Origin of the sequence: Haemophilus parainfluenzae, assembly GCF_003252755.1 — a bacterium.
Lineage (GTDB): Bacteria > Pseudomonadota > Gammaproteobacteria > Enterobacterales > Pasteurellaceae > Haemophilus_D > Haemophilus_D parainfluenzae_N.
Window position 1 is genome coordinate 271,745 of the sequence record NZ_QEPT01000001.1, and the last position, 20,304, is coordinate 292,048.

15 protein-coding genes are annotated in these 20,304 nt (G+C 38.2%); 9 read left to right on the forward strand and 6 right to left on the reverse strand.

Features of this window, described 5'->3' with window-relative positions; translation table 11 throughout:
* Positions 1 to 66 precede the first annotated feature (66 nt).
* Together DPV95_RS01355 and DPV95_RS01360 are read right to left on the reverse strand one after the other, a co-directional pair.
* Entirely contained in the window at positions 67 to 2,724 is a 2,658-nt protein-coding gene (locus DPV95_RS01355; RefSeq protein ID WP_070853068.1) for a PqiB family protein, read from the reverse strand.
* Positions 2,708 to 3,961 carry a PqiA/YebS family transporter subunit gene (locus tag DPV95_RS01360; RefSeq protein ID WP_111406520.1) on the reverse strand — a complete coding sequence of 418 codons (1,254 nt, stop codon included), beginning with the start codon at positions 3,959 to 3,961 and terminating at the stop codon, positions 2,708 to 2,710. The genes DPV95_RS01355 and DPV95_RS01360 overlap by 17 nt, the downstream gene beginning before the upstream one ends.
* 168 nt (positions 3,962 to 4,129) lie before the next feature.
* Between DPV95_RS01360 and proQ the strand changes: the two genes are divergently transcribed.
* The 5 genes from proQ to DPV95_RS01385 all read left to right on the forward strand — a co-directional run bounded on the left by proQ (position 4,130) and on the right by DPV95_RS01385 (position 9,753).
* Positions 4,130 to 4,777, forward strand: coding sequence for an RNA chaperone ProQ (gene proQ, locus DPV95_RS01365; RefSeq protein WP_005698557.1), 648 nt, complete (start codon positions 4,130 to 4,132; stop codon positions 4,775 to 4,777).
* A 28-nt stretch (positions 4,778 to 4,805) separates the two neighbouring features.
* Positions 4,806 to 6,875: a carboxy terminal-processing peptidase gene (gene prc / locus DPV95_RS01370; RefSeq protein ID WP_111406521.1), complete on the forward strand. Its 2,070-nt coding sequence runs from the start codon at positions 4,806 to 4,808 to the stop codon at positions 6,873 to 6,875.
* A 78-nt stretch (positions 6,876 to 6,953) separates the two neighbouring features.
* Positions 6,954 to 8,423 carry a L,D-transpeptidase family protein gene (locus DPV95_RS01375; protein WP_032822730.1) on the forward strand — a complete coding sequence of 490 codons (1,470 nt, stop codon included), beginning with the start codon at positions 6,954 to 6,956 and terminating at the stop codon, positions 8,421 to 8,423.
* 75 nt (positions 8,424 to 8,498) lie between these two features.
* The gene (gene mepK / locus DPV95_RS01380; protein ID WP_005695838.1) at positions 8,499 to 9,059 is read left to right on the forward strand and encodes a peptidoglycan L,D-endopeptidase MepK; all 561 of its coding nucleotides are present in this window, start codon (positions 8,499 to 8,501) and stop codon (positions 9,057 to 9,059) included.
* 64 nt (positions 9,060 to 9,123) lie between these two features.
* Positions 9,124 to 9,753 (forward strand): MBL fold metallo-hydrolase, encoded by a 630-nt coding sequence (locus DPV95_RS01385; RefSeq protein WP_005695836.1) that lies wholly within the window; start codon positions 9,124 to 9,126, stop codon positions 9,751 to 9,753.
* 166 nt (positions 9,754 to 9,919) lie between these two features.
* Here DPV95_RS01385 and pepT read toward each other — a convergent pair whose 3' ends face one another.
* Complete coding sequence (gene pepT / locus DPV95_RS01390; RefSeq protein ID WP_111406522.1) at positions 9,920 to 11,155, reverse strand: peptidase T; 1,236 nt, start codon at positions 11,153 to 11,155, stop codon at positions 9,920 to 9,922.
* A gap of 277 nt (positions 11,156 to 11,432) precedes the next feature.
* Here pepT and potA point away from each other — a divergent pair, with 277 nt between their 5' ends.
* From potA to DPV95_RS01410, 4 genes are all read left to right on the forward strand, one after another.
* Positions 11,433 to 12,551 (forward strand): spermidine/putrescine ABC transporter ATP-binding protein PotA, encoded by a 1,119-nt coding sequence (gene potA / locus DPV95_RS01395; protein ID WP_005698520.1) that lies wholly within the window; start codon positions 11,433 to 11,435, stop codon positions 12,549 to 12,551.
* A complete protein-coding gene (gene potB, locus DPV95_RS01400; RefSeq protein ID WP_014065179.1) occupies positions 12,535 to 13,395 on the forward strand; it encodes a spermidine/putrescine ABC transporter permease PotB in 861 nt (286 codons plus the stop codon). Before potA ends, potB begins: the two co-directional genes overlap by 17 nt.
* On the forward strand, positions 13,395 to 14,165 hold the full coding sequence (gene potC / locus DPV95_RS01405) for a spermidine/putrescine ABC transporter permease PotC (protein WP_005695832.1): 771 nt from the start codon (positions 13,395 to 13,397) through the stop codon (positions 14,163 to 14,165). Before potB ends, potC begins: the two co-directional genes overlap by 1 nt.
* A gap of 134 nt (positions 14,166 to 14,299) precedes the next feature.
* Positions 14,300 to 15,382, forward strand: coding sequence for an extracellular solute-binding protein (locus tag DPV95_RS01410; RefSeq protein WP_049367435.1), 1,083 nt, complete (start codon positions 14,300 to 14,302; stop codon positions 15,380 to 15,382).
* A 73-nt stretch (positions 15,383 to 15,455) separates the two neighbouring features.
* Here the strand turns inward: DPV95_RS01410 and DPV95_RS01415 are convergent, their stop codons facing one another.
* The 3 genes from DPV95_RS01415 to DPV95_RS01425 are packed head-to-tail and all read right to left on the reverse strand — an operon-like array spanning position 15,456 to position 20,302.
* A complete protein-coding gene (locus DPV95_RS01415) occupies positions 15,456 to 16,796 on the reverse strand; it encodes a replication-associated recombination protein A (protein WP_049367434.1) in 1,341 nt (446 codons plus the stop codon).
* A 53-nt stretch (positions 16,797 to 16,849) separates the two neighbouring features.
* Complete coding sequence (lolA, locus tag DPV95_RS01420) at positions 16,850 to 17,476, reverse strand: outer membrane lipoprotein periplasmic chaperone LolA (RefSeq protein WP_049367433.1); 627 nt, start codon at positions 17,474 to 17,476, stop codon at positions 16,850 to 16,852.
* 36 nt (positions 17,477 to 17,512) lie between these two features.
* Positions 17,513 to 20,302: a DNA translocase FtsK gene (locus DPV95_RS01425; protein ID WP_049367432.1), complete on the reverse strand. Its 2,790-nt coding sequence runs from the start codon at positions 20,300 to 20,302 to the stop codon at positions 17,513 to 17,515.
* Positions 20,303 to 20,304: the final 2 nt, after the last annotated feature.

Here is a 20,304-nt window from a genome sequence, read left to right on the forward strand (position 1 = left end):
CTCAAAACACCTAAAAAAATAACCGCACTTTGATGATTCAAAAGTGCGGTTATTTCTATTTATGTTTTATTGATTTGCCGGTAAAGCACCCGAATTCCAAGTTGGTGCTTCAGCGGGTTTTTTCACTTGCAACATAAAGCGCTGATTTGCCGTTGCTTGTGGTTGAACGATCGTACCCGATGGAGTCGAGAACGAAATTCCACCTTTCAACAATTGCTGTACACTACCGGTATTAAACTCTGCGCCTTTCCAACCAAGGTTGAAATCATAACCTGATGAAACCCAGAACTCTGAATTTTTGCGTACTAAATGTTGATACTTCGGTGTAATCGCAATATGTACCAACACACGATCGCCTAAAGAATTCAATTCAAACTTACGAACGGTTCCCACTTCAACACCGCGATAAAGCACAGGTGATCCTTCCGTTAAATTCATCGCATCACTCGTTTCCAAAATAAATGGCACGCCATTGCTGTATTTATTTCGAGGTTGTGCGGTTTGCGCTAAATTAAACTGTGTTTTTGATGGACCTTTACCTAATTCAATATCAATGTAAGGCTGTAAAAGGCTATCTAAGTTTTCAATTCCACCCGCTGAGATTTGTGGGGAAATCACTTTAAATACCGTCCCCTCTTTTGCAATCATGCCCATATAACTTGGGTTAATTAATGCTTTTGCTGTGATACGATTTGTTTTTTGATCAAGGGCAATCTGCTCAACCTCACCAACATTCATACCAAGATAACGCAAACTCATTCCTTTACTTAAAGCGGTTGCATCATCTGTTATTAACGTAATCACTTGCCCAGCTGATTTAGCTCGAAGTTCACTTGGATAAAGTGTTTTATTTTTGCCTGAACCCGTATTATCAAAACTAATTGCGCCTTTTAATGAACGAGCAACCGGTGAAGCTTGGATACTAATGCCTTTCGGCGTAATATCAATCTGTGCCGCACTTTCAACCCAGAATACGCTTTTATCTGTTAGAAGATCTTGATAAGCCGGATAAATGTACACATCAATATCAAAATTATTGGCTTTTGGTCTTACGTTAATAATTTTACCCACTTCAAACTGACGATAAAGCACCACAGAACCTTTACTAATACTTGGCAAATTCGTGGAATGTAACACAATCGTTGGATTCACTAAGTTGCCCGTAACACCTGTTTCTGCACTGCTAATATCCTTATAAAGTGGATAGGTAGAATGCGGTGCGCCATTTCCTTTTTTCGCTAAGACACGCACGCCACCTTGCAACCATTTTGATGGTGTCGCAGATTCAAAACGTAAGCCATCAATACTCAAACTCACATCAAAATTAGAGGCAGCGACAAACTGAGTGTTTTCATGAATAAGATTGCGATACTCTGACGCAATCGCCACTTCAAATTTGACACCATCAACATTTAAGTGCTGCTTCACAATTTGCCCAATGGCAATATTGTTATAAAACACCGATTGTCCTTCCGCGATACCATAAGTCTCTGGTGCCGTTAAGGTCAAAACCAAGGTATTTGGTGCTTTGAGTAATAACTCATTTTCTCGAATGACTTCGAATTGCGTTTTGCTTTCTCCACTTCCTGGAATAATTTCGAAATAATCACCACGGAAGAATTTCTGTGGATTGGCAATATCACCTAAATCTAACTTGCGACTTTTCAACACAATGTGCGTATTGGTTTTTAAGAGATTAGCCTGACTTGGCTCAATTAATAATGTCCCTTGTAAAATATCTTCATTATTTTCGACGGTTCTTAAAGACGAAAGCAAACCAACTTGCTCATCACCATAATAAACTGAAGTTTGTCCTGCTTGTAAACCTGCTGAAACAGGTAGAGTCACTTCAACTTCAATCCCGCGTTTAGCCGCTTGTAAATTAGAATAAAGGATATAATTGCTATTAGTCACCGCTTGCGGGCTATCTGATGGCGAGTCGAATGATACGGCACCTTGCACCACTGCATTTAAACTTTCCACTGCCACATTCATACCAGATGAATTAATGTTGGCGTTAATACCGCTAATATTCCAGAAACGTGAATCTTTCTTCACAAAATGCGCGAAGGCTTTATCAATCACCACATCAATTTCAACTTTATTGTCTTTATTGAATCGGTAATCATAAATTTTCCCGACTGGCATTTTTTTGAAATACACAGAAGCACCGATCGAAATTGAACCTAAGTCATCTGAAATTAAATGAATTAATAAATCCCCAGGATTGACTTGTGCAATAGGGCCTTGCTCTTCCGCAATAAATTCATCTTCTGAATCACCATCACCTGGTTGGAGGGTAATATAATTTCCTGAAACCAAAGAATCTAAGCCTGAAATACCTGCAAGAGACACACTTGGCTGAACAAGCCAGAACTTGGTATTCTCTTTTAACACTTCTGTTGCTTCAGAATAAATATTTGCCTCAACTTTCACTTTTTGCATATTGTCGGTAAAGTTAACCTTCTTCACGACACCAATTTGCAAACCTTGATAGCGAATAGGGGTTTTATCTGCAACGAGCCCTGCCCCATTAGAGAACGTGATCGTAATAGTCTTTCCTCGTTCTTGTACAATTTGGAAAAATAAAATGGCACCAATACATAATGCGATAAAAGGTAACAACCAAAACGGTGAGATGCGTTTATTCTTACGTAATAACGCTTCTACATTGTTAGATTGCTCATCAATAGATTGAGATTCTGGTTTATTGTTTTCTGTCATAAATTTTCCAAATTAATCGACTATCAAACTGAGAAGTTGAAATCATAGTTAAAAACACTGCTGCACCGAAATAAAATGCCGCAGGGCCTACAGTAAAATTAATAATCTGTCCGCGTGTTACTAGAGACATCATCAAGGCTAGCACAAAAAGATCCAGCATTGACCAACGTCCTACAAAGTGAACGATATGTAATAGCCGCATTTGCCATTTAATTGAATGTCTCCATTTAAAATGCACGCTTGCCAGTAAATACAACATAATCAGGATTTTGCTTACGGGCACAAAAATACTGGCGAAGAATACCACGAAAGCAACAAAATAGCTGCCCATGCTTATAAATGACATTACACCCGACATCAAGGTATCTTGTGACAAACTTCCTGTCAAATAAACGCCAGATATTGGGAGCAAGTTTGCAGGGAAAAGCATGATAATCCCCGCCACTAATGTCGCCCAAACACGTTGTAATTTTACACTCTCTGGTATTTCAATAAGCGATGCACAACGTGGGCAAATGGCTCGATGACGGTGATCGTATTGTTGATCTTCTTTTAAAAAAGTGTAATCGCAAGCGGTACAAAGCTCTAACGGTTTATCACTTTTGGTAACCGGTTTCTGATCGGGATAAAAATCATGCCATAAATCATCTAAATTAATTTTAATGAATAATAAAGTGGTTAAAAGTGCAGTAAAAACAAAAGCAATTAAATACACATCCACTTCTAATGTGGCATATTCACGCACTTTAAACATAGTGACAGCCAGTGCAACTAAATAGACGTCGAACATCACCCAAGGCTTAATATAACCCACAAATAATAAGACATTACGAGGCTTAATTTTGAGTAATTTAGAAATCTGCAACATAATGACTAAAATTGCAAAAGAGACAGGCATTAAAACAGCACAGATGAAAATCATAAATGCAGTATAGGAATATCCCTCTACTGCCATTTTCCAAATCCCTTTCCAAACAGAAGCATCAATTTTGGTACCTAGTAAATCTAAGCTTAATAAAGGATAGCCTAAAGCAAATGGCATTAAAATTAAGATAGAAAGGGCGATTAATGAACAACGTTTAAGTGACCAACGACTTCCTGATTGCAATTTATGATGGCAACGCGGACATTGCGCGTGTTCCCCTTCTTGCGGACGACGAACAGACACTGTTGCATCGCATCCTATGCAACGCACTAGTCTATAAGTGGCATGAGTAAAATCAGGTGTTTTTGTCATTATGTTTTCAGAAATTATAAAAGTGGACTATTTTAGCCTGAATTAAGGGAATTTGTGAAGTTATTCATTAGAATTAGAAACGGAATTATTCTGTCCAACCATTGTCAATCCTTATAAAAGTGCGGTAAACTGTGCAAGTTTTTATTTTTATCCTAGGAAAACGCAGAAATGACAGATTCTCAAGTTGAAGCCCAAGCTGAAAATAATGCTGAAGGCGTTCAAAAATTAACTGATACAAAAGCGATTATTGCATATCTTGTGGAAAAATTCCCGCTTTGCTTTATTGCAGAAGGTGAAGCAAAGCCATTAAAAATTGGTCTTTTCCAAGATCTTGCTGAAGCATTAAAAGATGATGAACGTGTCAGCAAAACGCAATTACGTCAGGCTTTACGTCAATACACTTCTAATTGGCGCTATTTACACGGCTGCCGTGAAGGAGCTGAGCGTGTAGATTTATACGGCAACCCTGCTGGTGTATTAGACGCAGAACACGTTTCTCATGCTGCGCAACAATTAGCAGAAGCAAAAGCTAAATTTGCAGAAAAACGCAAAGCAGAATTAGCAGCGAAAAAAGCACAACAAAAACGACCTGCTCGTAAACCAAATTCAAATCAAGCAACTCGCAAACCAAAAGCACCACAAGTAAAACTAAGTGCGGTTGATTTCACCACACTTTCTGCAGGTAGCAAAGTGAAAGTGAAAGTGGCTGAACAAGCGAAAAATGCGACCGTATTAAATGTGGAAAAAGATGGCGCACGCGTAGAACTTGAAAATGGTTTAGTGATGACAGTCACCGCAGATCGTTTATTTGCCTAATAATTTATTTCTTATCGGGAAAGGTTAAATGAAATTACATACAACCAAAAGTCTTATTGCGACAGCAATTTTAGGTGCGTTATTTCTTCATTCGTCTGACACATTTGCTGTGCAGCCGAAATTAAAGCAAAGTGATATTACGATTCCTTCGGCAACTGATGCAAATCAGTTAGCAACGAAGCGTGCAACGACACGTTTAACCCAATCACATTATCGTAAATTCCAGCTTGATGACGCCTTTTCCGAAAAGATTTTTGATCGTTATATTAAAAGTTTAGATTACAGCCATAACACCTTTTTAAAATCAGATATTGATGATTTACGTGCTAAATATGGCTCAAAATTAGATGACCAACTTAATGAGGGCGATCTTTCTGCAGCATTTGCTATTTACGATCTGATGATGAAACGTCGTTATGAGCGTTATGCTTATGCTCTATCTCTATTGGATAAAGAACCTGATTTAAAAGGTAATGATCAAATTGAGATCGATCGTGAAAAAGCCGCTTTCCCAGCAACGGAAGAAGAAGCGAATAAGCTTTGGGAAGAACGCGTCAAAAATGATGTAATCAGCCTGAAATTAAAAGATAAAAAATGGCCTGAAATTAAGGAAAAACTCACTAAACGTTACAATTTAGCGATTCGTCGATTAACTCAAACCAAAGCAGATGATATTGTTCAAATTTATATTAATGCTTTTGCTCGAGAAATTGATCCACATACAAGCTACCTTGCGCCACGTACTGCCAAAAGCTTTAATGAAAGCATGAACCTTTCTTTAGAAGGGATTGGTGCAACATTACAATCTGAAGATGACGAAACCAGTATTAAGTCTTTAGTACCAGGTGCACCGGCTGAACGCAGTAAGAAATTGCAAGCGGGCGATAAAATCATTGGTGTGGGCCAAGAAAAAGGCGAAATCGAAGATATTATCGGTTGGCGTTTAGAAGATATCGTTGACAAAATCAAAGGTAAAAAAGGAACAAAAGTTCGTCTTGAAATTGAACCTGCAAAAGGTGGGAAAAGCCGTATTGTCACTTTAGTTCGCGATAAAGTCCGTATTGAAGACCAAGCAGCAAAACTTACAGTTTCTAAAGTAGATGGTGAAACTGTTGGTGTCATTAAAATTCCAAGTTTCTATATAGGCTTAACTGATGATGTGAAAAAATTATTAGTAGATGCTGAGAAGAAAAAAATTGGCGCTTTAATTGTGGATCTTCGTGAGAATGGCGGCGGTGCATTAACAGAAGCCGTGGCATTAAGCGGTTTATTCATCACTGATGGTCCTGTAGTACAAGTACGAGATGCGTATCAACGTATTCGTGTACACGAAGATGATGACAATGCTCAACAATATAAAGGACCATTGTTGGTAATGATTAATCGTTTCAGTGCATCAGCCTCTGAAATTTTTGCTGCGGCAATGCAAGATTACAATCGTGGTATCATTATTGGGCAAAATACCTTTGGTAAAGGTACCGTACAACAAAGTCGTTCATTAAACTTTGTTTATGATTTAGACCAAACACCACTTGGTGTATTGCAATATACTATCCAAAAATTCTATCGAATTAATGGTGGTTCAACCCAATTAAAAGGTGTCTCAGCAGATATTAATTTTCCTGAAATTATTGATGCCAAAGAAATTGGTGAAGAAAAAGAAGATAACGCATTACCTTGGGATAAAATTCCACCAGCGACTTATTCTGAAACCAATAAAGCACGTAAAGATGTTGAAGCATTAAATGAAAAACATCTTGAACGTATTGCAAAAGATCCTGAATTTATTGCTTTAAATGAAGATCTTAAGATTCGTGATGAACGTCGTGAGCGCAAATTCTTATCATTAAATTTCCAAGAACGCAAAGCGGAAAATGATAAGGATGATGCGAGACGTTTAAAAGATCTCAATGATCGTTTTAAACGTGAAGGTAAAAAAGCATTAAAAGACATTGATGATTTGCCAAAAGACTATGAAGCACCAGATTTCTTCTTAAAAGAAGCGGAAAAAATGGCTGCTGATTTAGTTAAACTTAATGCTAATCAACAAAAAGTGGATGCTGAAATAAAACAAGAAGCGGCAAAAGCAACAAAATAACGATTATTTTGACCGCACTTTAGCAGATAAAGAAACTGAGTGCGGTTATTTTTTATGAATATTTTTAAAGGTACAGCAATGTTAAAAGGAACAATGAAATTAAGCGCATTAGTCTTATCATTATCAATGATGACGTCAGGTTGTGCATTAGCTGAATGGGCCAAAACAGTTGGACAGCCTCAACAAGCCGAAAATAAAGGCGTTGATATGTCTAAATTAAGTCCAGAAGAGCGAGCAAAACTTGAAGCTGAAATCAAAGAAGATCAAGCTCGTCTTGCCGCTGAAAAGCAAGCGATGCTAGAGATGTCATTAACGCATGAAATTGGTGAACAAAATCTACAGTTCAAACCAATTTTGGCTAAATTATATGCCGATAATAAATATGACCTAATGTGGAAAGACAAGGCGGCTGAGAAACAATTCCTACGTGAATATGCAGCCATGGTGGCATCTGGTATTTCTAAACGTTCAGCTCAATCGTTAGTCAATTTACATAACGCTGAAAAAACGGGTGGACTCACCTATGATGTGTTGTTAAGTGACGCTTTCCTTGATTACTTGTATTACAGCAAGAACGTAAATCAACAAGCACAACGTTGGTTATACGCAACGAATGCTTATAAACCAGAATTACCAAATCAAGAAATTATTGACGAATGGCAAAGTGCGGTTAAAAACAATAATGTTTCGGGCTTTGTAAATGGATTATCTAACCATAATCGTTTATACCGTGAAACGGTACAATCGCTACCGTCAATGATTTCAGCTTCAGGTATTTCTGAAATGGGTAAAAAACTTGCCCTTAATGCACAACGTTTACGTGTTATTCCTGATTTTGAAAATGGAATTTTTGTTAATATTCCCAGCTATCAATTGAAATATTATCGTGATGGCAAAGCAATTTTAGAATCGCGCGTTATCGTGGGGAAAAATGAACGTCGTACACCGGTAATGTACAGCCGTTTGAGCAATGTGGTTGTTAATCCACCTTGGAATGCCCCAACACGTTTAATCAATGAAGATATTTTACCGAAATTAAAACGTGACCCAGGCTACGCAGCAGCACACAACTACTCTATTTTGGATAGCAAAGGTAACACTATCGATCCTTACTCTATTAATTGGAGTAGTATTGGTGATAGATTCCCGTACCGTATCCGCCAAGCAGCTGGTGATAGTGCATTAGGTAACTATAAATTTAATATGCCAAGCTCTGATGCAATTTATCTTCATGATACCCCAAATCATAACTTATTTAGTAAGAAAGACCGCGCATTAAGTTCTGGTTGCGTGCGTGTAGAAAAATCCGATCAACTTGCCTCTATCCTATTGCAAGAAGCTGGCTGGTCAGAAGATAGAAAACGTAATGTCCTAGCAAGCAAAAAAACTACTTCTGCGAACATTCGTACAAATGATCCTGTATTCTTATATTATGTGACTGCATGGGTTGAAAACGGTCAAACACAAGTTTTACCAGATATTTATAAATACGATGATGCAGCAAGTTTTAATGGTATCGACTGGGCTGTTGTGAAAAAATATCTTTAAAAAAATGTTCACACTAGAACTTTTTAAGGAAAAATGTGTCTAGAGTGAAGAATGAATAATAAAAGAGACTAAAAAATGGGTAACATTGACAAAAATCGTCGTAAATGGCTTTCATTAGGCGGCATCGTTTTGGGCGCAAGCATGATGCCGAGTACGGTGTTAGCGATGGTCTCTACCCCTAAACCTCGCATTCTTAGCTTCTATAATGTCAATACCAATGAACGATTAAGCGGTGAGTTCTCTGCAACGACTGGATTTAATCGTTCAATGCTTGGCAAGCTTGATTACTTTATGAGGGATCGCCGTACAGATCAAGTACATCGAATGGATCCTAGCCTTTTCATGAAATTTTATCAGTTACAAAGTGATTTAGGTTTACGCACTGCACAAATTGATGTGATTTGTGGCTATCGTAGTGCAGCAACAAATGCCATGCGCCGTAGACAAAGTCGTGATGTAGCAAGCAACAGTTATCATATTAAAGGCCAAGCGATTGATTTTAAAATCCCTGGTGTACCTTTAGCAAGATTACGCCAAGCGGCTGAAAATCTTGATAGCGGTGGTGTAGGATATTATCCGTATAGCAATTTTATTCACGTGGATACTGGCCCTGTAAGAACATGGCGTGGTGCATAAAAAACAGTTTTATTTTAGACCGCACTTTAGTGCGGTTTTTTGTTATCAACGATAAGGAAAAAAGATGAATATTGAAATTATTCCAGTTACAGCCTTTCAGCAAAATTGCTCACTTATTTGGGATGATGAAAAAAATGCGGCAATTATCGATCCTGGTGGTAATGCGGAAAAGCTTATTCAACGTATTGAGGAATTAGAATTAAACCTAAAAGCAGTCTTATTAACGCATGGTCATCTTGATCATGTAGGGGCAGCTGAAGTGATTCGCGATCATTTTAACATTGAAATCTGGGGCTCACAGGAAGAAGATCGTTTCCTATTTGAAAGTCTACCACAACAATCTCAGCAGTTTGGCTTACCTTATATTTCCGCGTTTACGCCCGATCGCTGGTTTAATCAAGAAGGGGAAAAAATTCAAATTGGCACATTTACCTTTGAAATTCTTCACCTTCCTGGTCATACACCTGGCCATGTTGGTTTTATTGAACACGAAAAAAATATCGCCTTTACCGGTGATGTCCTTTTCCAAAACAGTATTGGTCGTACAGACTTCCCTCGTGGGAATTTCGACACATTGATCTCATCAATAAAAAATAAATTATTTATATTAAATGATGATATGGTTGTCATTGCGGGACATGGCCCCTACACAACCATTGGACAAGAAAAACGAAGCAATCCGTTTTTGAAGTAAAAATCGGAATTTGGGGTAAAAAAAAGCTCCTAATTTCTTAGGAGCACCAAAAAGGAATTTATGAATAAAATCTCTAAAGTTTAGCTTTATCAAAGGAAAGCTCGATAAAACGCTAACGATTATATTGACATATTATGACAAATGCAAGCTTTTTCTTTACACTAATTTACAAATCTTTACAGTTTGCTATTTTTATAACCACTTCGACGGCTTTTTCCATCCCTTCAAGGGTCACTAATTCATGTTTGCTATGGAAATTATAGCCACCAGTAAAGATATTTGGACAAGCTAAGCCTTTTTCCGCTAAAAATGCCCCGTCGGTTCCACCCCGTATTGGTTTGTGATTTGGTGTTATACCACAAGCTTTCATTGCCGCATCCGCGAGCTTAATCGCCTGTGGGACATTTTTGACTGTGTCATACATATTTTTATAACTGTCTTCAATCACACATTCCACAGGGTCTTTTAGGCTTTTCTCTCTATTAAATTTTTCCACCAGTTGATAAATAAACGCCTTGCGTTGCTCAAAATTAGCTTGGTCAAAATCTCGAATCAGATAATGTAATTCAACTTTCTCAATATCCCCTTTAAAATCATCTAAATGGAAAAACCCCTCTTTTCCTGATGTTTTTTCGGGAACATCATCTTTTGGAAAGCCTTGTTGAAACTGACAAGCTAACGTAAGCGCATTCACTAATTTGTTTTTCGCATAACCAGGGTGAATTCCCCGTCCTTTAAAGGTGATTTTTGCCGTTGCCGCATTAAAATTCTCATACTCGAGCTCACCCACTTCCCCACCATCAATGGTATATGCCCAATCACAAGGGAAATCGTCTAATGGAAAATAATGCATCCCTAAACCAATTTCTTCGTCAGGCGTAAATGCCACTCGAATATTGCAATGTGGGATATTTTCCTGTTGTAAGACAGAAAGTACGGTCATGATTTCTGCGATTCCAGCTTTATTATCCGCACCAAGTAAAGTGGTTCCATCTGTCACAATCAAGGTTTTGCCAATAAGCTGGTGTAAAAATGGATAATACACAGGGCTAATAAATTCTTCCCCTAAACCTAATGCGATATCTCCTCCCCGATAATTTGCAATCACTTCGGGTTGAACATTTTTACCGCTACATTGTGGTGAGGTATCAAGATGGGAAATAAAACCAATAGTGTGTGTTAAATCAGGATGATTTGAGGGTAAATAAGCCGTGACGACGGCATGCTTTGTCACATTAACATCTTGTAAACCTAGTTCAATTAATTCCCGCTGCAAATGCAAAGCTAATTTCATTTGTCCTGGCGAACTTGGAGAATGTTTTGCAGACGATTTAGATTGCGTATCAAACGCGACATAAGTTAAAAATCGCTGTAATAATTCATTGTCATTATGTTCTTCCATTTTAAAATTCTCCTTTATATTGGATTAGTCTAATCCTAAAATTCGTTACAGTTCTTGATATATAACAAGAAAGTGAAGAGTTATAAAATTTTCTGACAAAAGTGCGGTCAAATTTTCGATAAATTTTTTCCTAAAAACACGATTAAATCCTTTTCATCATTAACAATTCGCTATATCATATCTGCTCAATTTTATGTCGCCCCTGCATCATTTTTTGCAGGTTTATTTCTACTCAGTACCAATCAAATTGGTGAAATTAGGGAGAAAACCAAAGCTAGTGGAAAATCTGGTTCAAAACAAGCCGATTATTGAGCTTCGTTCTATCAAAAAATCCTATGGTTCTAACACAATTATTAATGATTTTAATCTAACCATTAATAACGGTGAATTCGTCACAATTCTTGGCCCATCCGGCTGTGGTAAAACTACAGTATTGCGTTTATTAGCGGGTTTAGAAGAGTTAGATGAAGGTCATATTATTTTGGACGGTGAAGATATTACTAATGTTCCGGCAGAAAAACGCCACATTAACACCGTATTCCAAAGTTATGCGTTATTCCCGCATATGACTATTTTTGATAACGTGGCTTTTGGTTTGCGTATGCAAAAAGTGGCAGAAAGTGAAATTAAACCTCGCGTTCTGGATGCATTGCGTATGGTGCAATTAGAGGAAATGGCCGACCGTAAACCAGCTCAACTTTCTGGTGGTCAGCAACAACGTATCGCGATTGCTCGTGCTGTTGTGAATAAGCCAAAAGTGTTGCTACTTGATGAATCTTTATCTGCGCTGGATTATAAGTTACGTAAACAAATGCAAAATGAACTTAAACAATTACAGCGTCAACTTGGTATTACCTTTATTTTCGTTACCCATGATCAAGAAGAAGCGATCACCATGTCTGACCGTATCGTCTTATTACGTAAAGGTAAAATTGCACAAGATGGTTCACCACGTGAAATCTATGAAGATCCAGCTAACCTATTCGTCGCTCGCTTCATTGGTGAAATCAACGTATTTGATGCAACTGTCATTGAGCGTAAATCTGATGATGAGCTACTTGCTAACGTAGAAGGTCGTGTATGTGATATTCACACCAGTATCTCTGCTGAAAAAGGTCAAAAATTGCAAGTATTATTACGCCCAGAAGATATTGTGATTGAGGAGCTTGACGAAAATGAACACTCAAATGCAATTATTGGCCGTATTGTGGATCGTACCTATAAAGGGATGACACTTGAGTCTACAGTAGAATTTGATCACAACGGTAAACGCGTATTAGTGAGTGAATTCTTTAACGAAGATGACCCGCATATGGATCACAGTGTTGGTCAACGTGTAGGTATTACATGGCACGAAGGTTGGGAGGTTGTACTCAACGATGAAGATAATCAATAATAAATTCCAGAAAATTACTGTTGCAATTATCTTCAGTTGGTTAATCTTCTTTGTGCTAATTCCAAACTTATTGGTTTTAACCGTAAGTTTTTTAACCCGAGATGGTAGCGACTTTTATGCTTTGCCATTTACTTTAGATAACTACACGAACCTGTTTAATCCACTTTATGCGCAGGTAGTGTGGAACTCATTGTATATGTCTGGCATCGCGACGATTATTTGCTTACTCATTGGCTATCCATTTGCCTTTATGATCAGCAAAATTAATCCAAAATATCGTCCATTTTTGTTGTTCCTCGTGGTATTACCATTCTGGACAAACTCACTTATTCGTATCTATGGGATGAAAGTATTCCTTGGTGTGAAAGGTGTGTTAAATACCATGTTAATGGATATGGGCATTTTAAGTGAGCCTATTCGTATTTTAAATACCGAAGTAGCTGTAATCATTGGTTTAGTTTATCTCCTTTTACCATTTATGATTCTACCGCTCTACTCTGCTATTGAAAAATTAGACGGACGTTTATTAGAAGCGGCAAGAGACTTAGGTGCTAATGCTGTTCAACGTTTTTTCCGCGTTATTTTGCCACTAACCATGCCAGGTATTGTTGCAGGTTGTTTATTAGTATTACTACCAGCAATGGGGATGTTCTATGTAGCAGACTTACTTGGTGGTGCGAAAGTATTATTAGTTGGTAACGTGATTAAGAGTGAATTCTTAATTTCCCGTAACTGGCCATTCGGTTCGGCAATCAGCATCGGTTTAACCATTTTAATGGCATTGTTGATTTTCGTTTACTATCGTGCAAATAAATTGTTGAATAAGAAAGTGGAGTTAGAATAATGAGTCGTTTACTGCGTAATATTTTTATGTTTGTGGTATACGCTTATTTGTATATCCCAATTATTATTTTGGTGACTAACTCCTTCAACGAAGACCGTTATGGTTTAAGTTGGAAAGGTTTTAGTTGGAACTGGTATGAGCGTTTATTTAATAACGATACCTTAATCCAAGCTGCGTTCCACTCTGTCACTATTGCTTTCTTTGCCGCAACGTTAGCGACTATTGTGGGTGGTTTAACTGCTATCGCGCTTTACCGCTATCGTTTCCGCGGTAAACAAGCCGTAAGCGGTATGTTATTTATCGTCATGATGTCTCCAGATATCGTAATGGCGGTTTCTCTACTTGCCTTATTCATGGTTGTAGGGATTTCGTTAGGTTTCTGGTCATTACTATTGGCGCACGTAACATTCTGTCTACCTTATGTTACCGTGACAATTTTCTCTCGCTTAAATGGCTTTGATGCAAGAATGCTTGAAGCAGCAAAAGATTTAGGTGCTAGCGAAGTCACTATTTTACGTAAAATTATCCTACCACTTGCTTTACCCGCGGTAGTATCAGGTTGGTTATTAAGCTTTACTATTTCATTAGATGATGTTGTTGTATCCTCTTTCGTAAGTGGTGTAAGCTATGAGATCCTACCATTGCGTATCTTCTCACTTGTAAAAACAGGGGTAACACCGGAAGTAAATGCGTTAGCAACGATTATGATCGTGCTTTCATTAGGATTAGTAATTTTAAGTCAATTAGTTACACGCAAAAATAATCATTAAACATTGATATAAAAAGGTTTCACAAATCTTTTAAGATCAAATAAAATACGCCTTGACGCACAATCAAGGCGTTTTTTTATACCTGCATTAATGCAGGTGGTTTTTTACCCCTCTTTTACGGAGAACAAACAAAAATGAAAAAATTTGCAGGTTTGCTTACTGCCGGTTTAGTTGCCGCTACATTAACTGCTTGTAACGACAAAGAAGCCAAGTCTGATGCAACAAAAGCACAGGCTCCAGCAAATAATACTGTGTACTTATATACTTGGACTGAATACGTACCAGATGGTCTTTTAGATGACTTCACAAAAGAAACTGGTATCAAAGTTATTGTAGCAAGTCTTGAATCTAATGAGACGATGTATGCCAAAATGAAAACCCAAGGTGATGCAGGCGGTTATGATGTTATTGCACCATCTAACTACTTCGTATCTAAAATGGCACGCGAAGGAATGCTACAAGAATTAGATCACAGTAAATTACCTGTTATCAAAGAATTAGACCCTGATTGGCTCAACAAACCTTATGACAAAGGCAATAAATACTCACTTCCTCAGTTGTTAGGTGCGCCAGGTATTGCATTTAATACCAATACCTATAAAGGTTCTGACTTCACTTCTTGGGGCGATTTCTGGAAACCAGAATATGCAAACAAAATCCAATTATTGGATGATGCGCGTGAAGTATTCAATATTGCATTATTAAAAATTGGTCAAGATCCAAACACCAAAGATCCTGCAATTATCAAGCAAGCTTATGAAGAGTTATTGAAATTACGTCCAAACGTACTTTCTTTCAATTCTGATAACCCTGCAAACTCATTCATCTCTGGTGAAGTAGAATTAGGTCAGTTATGGAATGGTTCTGTGCGTATCGCGAAAAAAGAACAAGCTCCATTAAATATGGTGTTCCCAAAAGAAGGTCCTGTTCTTTGGGTTGATACTTTAGCTATTCCTAAAACTTCTAAAAACCCAGATGGTGCACACAAGTTAATTAACTACTTGCTAGGTGCAAAAGCGGCGGAAAAATTGACTTTAGCGATCGGTTACCCTACAGCTAACCTTGAAGCGAAAAAAGTACTTCCAAAAGAAATCACTGAAGATCCATCAATTTATCCAACAGCTGAAATTCTTCAAAAAAGCCACTGGCAAGATGATGTAGGTGATGCGATTCAATATTACGAACAGTATTACCAAGAGTTAAAAGCAGCAAAATAATGCGTTTTTAAGTGATAACAAAAAGTGCGGCCAAACTTAGCCGCACTTTTTTATATTTACCATACTAGAAAAATTATTTATAGCGTTTTTTTGATGCGTTTTTATCTTGCTCTTGTAAACGCTCAAGCTTTTCTTTAATTTGAATTTCCATACCACGGTTAGTTGGGAAATAATATTGAGTATCTTTCAGTTCTGGTGGGAAGTAATTTTCTCCAGCGGCATAAGCATTAGGTTCATCATGTGCATAACGATATTCAGCGCCATAGCCCAATTCTTTCATTAAAGCCGTTGGCGCATTACGTAAATGAGGCGGTACATCAAAATCAGGAAACTCTTTTGCATGTTGTTTTGCCGCATTAAATGCGTTGTAAACCGCATTACTCTTCGGTGCTACAGCCAAATAAATAATGGCTTGCGCAATAGCTCGCTCTCCTTCATAAGCGCCCACTCTCGTAAAACAATCCCAAGCCGCTAGAGCCACTTGCATTGCGCGAGGATCGGCATTACCCACATCTTCTGAGGCAATCGCTAATAAACGTCGTGCTACATAAAGGGGATCTCCACCGGCTGTGATAATTCGTGCATACCAATAAAGTGCTGCATCTGCTGCTGAACCTCGAATTGATTTATGTAAAGCAGAAATCAAATCATAAAAACGATCGCCTTGTTTATCAAAACGCGCTTGTCGTTCACCTAATACTTCTTTCAACAAAGTGCGGTCTAATTTCTTACCGTTTTCGGTGTCAGAAGCCATGTCTACCATCAGTTCAAGACAATTTAAAGCCAGGCGAGCATCACCATTCACATATTCAGCTAAAACCTGTAGCAAATTCTCTTCTAAAACTAAACGCTCTTTACCTAATCCTCGCTCAGGATCAGAAATGGCTTGTTGCAGAACTTGTTCGATTTCAGCCACTGTCAATGATTTAAGGAGATAAACTCTCGCACGAGAAAGCAATGCATTATTTAATTCAAAGGAAGGATTTTCCGTTGTTGCACCAATAAAAATAATCGTACCATCTTCAATATGGGGTAAAAACGCATCTTGTTGGCTTTTGTTAAAGCGATGCACTTCATCCACAAATAAAATCGTTTGGCGATCTGCAAGTCGATTTTGTTTCGCGCGCTCAATTGATTCTCGAATTTCTTTCACGCCGCTTGTTACCGCGGAAATTCGTTCAACTTCTGCATTGATGCGCTGAGCTATAATTTCCGCCAGTGTTGTTTTACCTGTACCCGGCGGTCCCCACAGAATCATAGAATGAACATGCCCCGCTTGAATTGCTTTACGAAGCGGCTTTCCTTCCCCAAGTAAGTGCGTCTGCCCATAATATTGTTCCAAATTAGTTGGGCGCATACGGGCGGCTAAAGGGCGAAAGTCATTTTCAGCAAAATCAAAATTAAGATTAGACATATTCTTTCCTTAATAAGCAAAAGGTGTGAAGATTATCATTCACACCTTATGGATTATTTTTTACCTTTACGTTGGTCATCCAATTCCACGCCTTTTGGTATGCTAAATTGGAATAAGCTATCAGCTAGTGTTTGATTTGTAATGTTACGCAACACATAAAGATTGGTTTGACCATCTTTTTCTGTGGTGCTGAAATTTTTTAACACACCATTTGTATCTACACGAATATCAAATTGTTTAATATTGCTATTTTTCGCCTTCGGTTTTAACACAAAGGTATCCGCATTCTGCGTCACTGAATACTGATTCCAGTGGCTTTTATCGTTACTGGTTAAAAGGACGAAAGGGGTATTATTTACCGCATCCTTCACCCATTGAGCTGTCACTTGTTGTACGAATGGATCGTAATACCAAAGGGTTTTACCATCTGCAATAATTTGTGTTTCTTGCGGTGATTTGGTATCCATACGGAAAAGATTTGGACGTTTAATTTGAAGTTTTCCACTTCCTTGTTGGACGTTTTTACCGCCAACAGAGGTCACAGTTTGAGCAAAATCAGCACTCAATACAGTCACTTGATTTAAGCGATTTTGCAACTCATCTGCCGCATCGGCAAAAGCAAAACTACTTGCGCTTAAAAGTGCTGTAAGTGCGGTCATTTTTAATAATGTTTTTTTCATTCTACTTTCCTTTTTGTAAAGTGAAACTTAAGAGAATTAATATTCGGAACGTCGAGCTAAAATTTCTCGTTTTCCATTTTTCATTGGGCCTAAAATACCTTGTTCTTCCAGCTGATCCATAATTCGAGCTGCTCGGTTAAACCCAACACTAAATTTACGTTGAACATAAGAAGTCGATGTATTGCCTGTGCTTAAGACAAACTCAACAACGTCATCAAATAATGCATCAAGATCGCCACTACTTGTCGTTGATTTCTCACCTGAGTCTTCATCATCCGCGCCATCTAAAATGCCATCAATATAATTTGGTTTACCACGTGCACGCCAATCATCTGCTACACGTGCCACCTCATCATCACTCATAAAGGCACCGTGTACTCGAACAAGATCCGAAGAACCTTGACCTGAATATAACATATCACCACGGCCCAATAAGGCTTCTGCTCCGCCCTGATCCAGAATCGTTCTAGAGTCAATTTTGCTTGCCACAGTAAAGGCAATACGGCTTGGAATATTAGCTTTAATTAACCCGGTAATGACATCTACTGAAGGACGTTGTGTTGCTAAAATCAGGTGAATACCAATTGCACGGGCTTTTTGTGCTAAGCGAGCAATTAACTCTTCAATTTGTTTGCCTGCAACCATCATTAAGTCAGCAAACTCATCAACGATCACGACAATATAACTCAATTTTTCTAATGGAGGCGGCATCTTATCCATTGTATCACCAGGTTTCCAAATTGGATTTGGAATTGGCATATTGAGTTTTTCATATTCTTCAATTTTTTCGTTATACCCTTCAATGTTACGCACACGTAAGGCTGACAATAATTGATAACGACGTTCCATTTCTTCTACGCACCAACGCAATGCATTCGCCGCTTTTTTCATATCCGTCACTACAGGAGTAAGCAAGTGTGGAATATCGTTATAAATAGAAAGTTCAACCACTTTCGGGTCAATCATAATAAATTTCACTTCATCCGGTGTCACACGAAAAAGCAAACTTAAAATCATGGTATTCACACCAACAGATTTACCCGAGCCTGTTGAACCTGCAACAAGCAAGTGAGGCATTTTAGCCAAATCAACCACAACGGGTTTTCCACTAATATCTTTACCCAAAGCCATTGAAAGCAATGATGTTGAGGAACGGAATTCATTACTATCGAGCACATCACGCAATGGCACTATTTGACGGTGTGCATTTGGCGTTTCAATACCAATATAAGGTTTGCCTGGAATCACTTCTGCTACACGGATCGCGCGGAACATTAACGCTCGAGCTAAATCGGTATCAATGCTTGTGACTTTTGATGCTTTTACACCCGGTTGTAATTCAAGCTCATAACGAGTGACCACTGGTCCTACTAATACATCTTGTACCGTTGCTTTGACATTAAAATTTTTTAATTGTTGTTCTATGCGTGCAGATGTGTCTAAAATTTCTTCACGCGTAATGTCTTGAGCCTGTGTAGGACGATGCTCAAGTAGATCTAAACTTGGTAATGGTGTCGTTGGTTTTTCACGTTTATTCGTTGGTTGTTGGAATGCTGGATGAATAAGCGTATCAGAATACGGCTTATAGGTTGTTTCAGTTGCATTCTCAATATGAATTTCACGCTCTTTAGGTGCTGAAACTGCCGGTTCATTTAAGATCACTTTTAATGCATCTTCAGCATTTGCAGCTTTTGCTCGTACTTCCATTTCTTGCAAACGCGCTTGCTCTTGTGCGGCAAACTGACGTGCTAATTCATCTTCTAAACCATCATTTTCTGATTCTAAAGATTCATCATAAGTTGGATAAAGTGCGGTCGTATTTTCAGGTGTTTTAAGTGACACTTTTGGCATCACATTTTCTTCAAAAATGTCGTCTGACTCATCCACACTTTGATGATTCACTTGCGGATTTTTCCACGTGGCTGAAAAATCTTCTTTTGTCGGTAATTCAACAGAAGAAGCCGCAGAAATAGATACATTCGGTAAATTGTCTGATTCAACTGTGAAACCTTTAAACTTATCTTCTAATTTTTCAACATCTGCAGGCTCTGAAGCACTCGGTGAGGATAAACCACTGATATTAATTAGCTGCTCAGGCTTAATAAAGGTATTTTCAGACTCATCCTCTTTTTTATCTTCTGCTGATTCTGTTTCCAATTGAGAATCAGAAAAAGTGAGTTGTTGAGGTGCCTCAATCACAATTTGTTCAAGATCATCTACAGAAGTATGCTCTGCATGCTCCTCTTCTGCAGGCTGATTTTTCATGGTTAGCCAATGATAGAATTTCACAATTAAACGAATTAATGATGCACCGGAACAGAAAATAAAGCCCACAACTGCACAGATAAAGCCCACTAAAATACAGCCAAACTTACCGAGCGTAGGGTATAAATTCACCACTAAACTCCCCCCAAACACGCCACCAGCTAGATAGTAGTTCGTATTTGAAAGCAACAAGGTTGCCATCATGGTTAAGCCCACGATGAGAGCAATAAAGCCAAAGGAACGTAATGCAATTCGAGTTGCCGAGAGAGAATGAACCGCTTTGGTTTTCAGTAAATAAATCGGTACGATGAAAATGACAAACGGAATAAGATGACCTACATAGCCGAGGAAAACAAAAAACGCATCAATTAGCCAAGCACCGAAAGCACCAGCTTTATTAATGGTTTCAGTTTGAAAACTTGCTGTAGACCAAGAGTTATCTAATGGCGTATAGCTTGACCATGCCACAATTAAATATAAACCTAAAAGTGCGGTCAATCCGAGTAATAATTCTGCTAAATATTGTTTCGGTGTAAATCGTTTTGTAATTCGTTTAATCATTT

Coding starts and splice junctions, on each gene's coding strand:
- DPV95_RS01355 (WP_070853068.1), bottom strand. CDS start 2,724: ATGACAGAAAACAATAAACCAGAATCTCAATCTATTGATGAGCAATCT.
- DPV95_RS01360 (WP_111406520.1), bottom strand. CDS start 3,961: ATGACAAAAACACCTGATTTTACTCATGCCACTTATAGACTAGTGCGT.
- proQ (WP_005698557.1), top strand. CDS start 4,130: ATGACAGATTCTCAAGTTGAAGCCCAAGCTGAAAATAATGCTGAAGGC.
- prc (WP_111406521.1), top strand. CDS start 4,806: ATGAAATTACATACAACCAAAAGTCTTATTGCGACAGCAATTTTAGGT.
- DPV95_RS01375 (WP_032822730.1), top strand. CDS start 6,954: ATGTTAAAAGGAACAATGAAATTAAGCGCATTAGTCTTATCATTATCA.
- mepK (WP_005695838.1), top strand. CDS start 8,499: ATGGGTAACATTGACAAAAATCGTCGTAAATGGCTTTCATTAGGCGGC.
- DPV95_RS01385 (WP_005695836.1), top strand. CDS start 9,124: ATGAATATTGAAATTATTCCAGTTACAGCCTTTCAGCAAAATTGCTCA.
- pepT (WP_111406522.1), bottom strand. CDS start 11,155: ATGGAAGAACATAATGACAATGAATTATTACAGCGATTTTTAACTTAT.
- potB (WP_014065179.1), top strand. CDS start 12,535: ATGAAGATAATCAATAATAAATTCCAGAAAATTACTGTTGCAATTATC.
- potC (WP_005695832.1), top strand. CDS start 13,395: ATGAGTCGTTTACTGCGTAATATTTTTATGTTTGTGGTATACGCTTAT.
- DPV95_RS01410 (WP_049367435.1), top strand. CDS start 14,300: ATGAAAAAATTTGCAGGTTTGCTTACTGCCGGTTTAGTTGCCGCTACA.
- DPV95_RS01415 (WP_049367434.1), bottom strand. CDS start 16,796: ATGTCTAATCTTAATTTTGATTTTGCTGAAAATGACTTTCGCCCTTTA.
- lolA (WP_049367433.1), bottom strand. CDS start 17,476: ATGAAAAAAACATTATTAAAAATGACCGCACTTACAGCACTTTTAAGC.
- DPV95_RS01425 (WP_049367432.1), bottom strand. CDS start 20,302: ATGATTAAACGAATTACAAAACGATTTACACCGAAACAATATTTAGCA.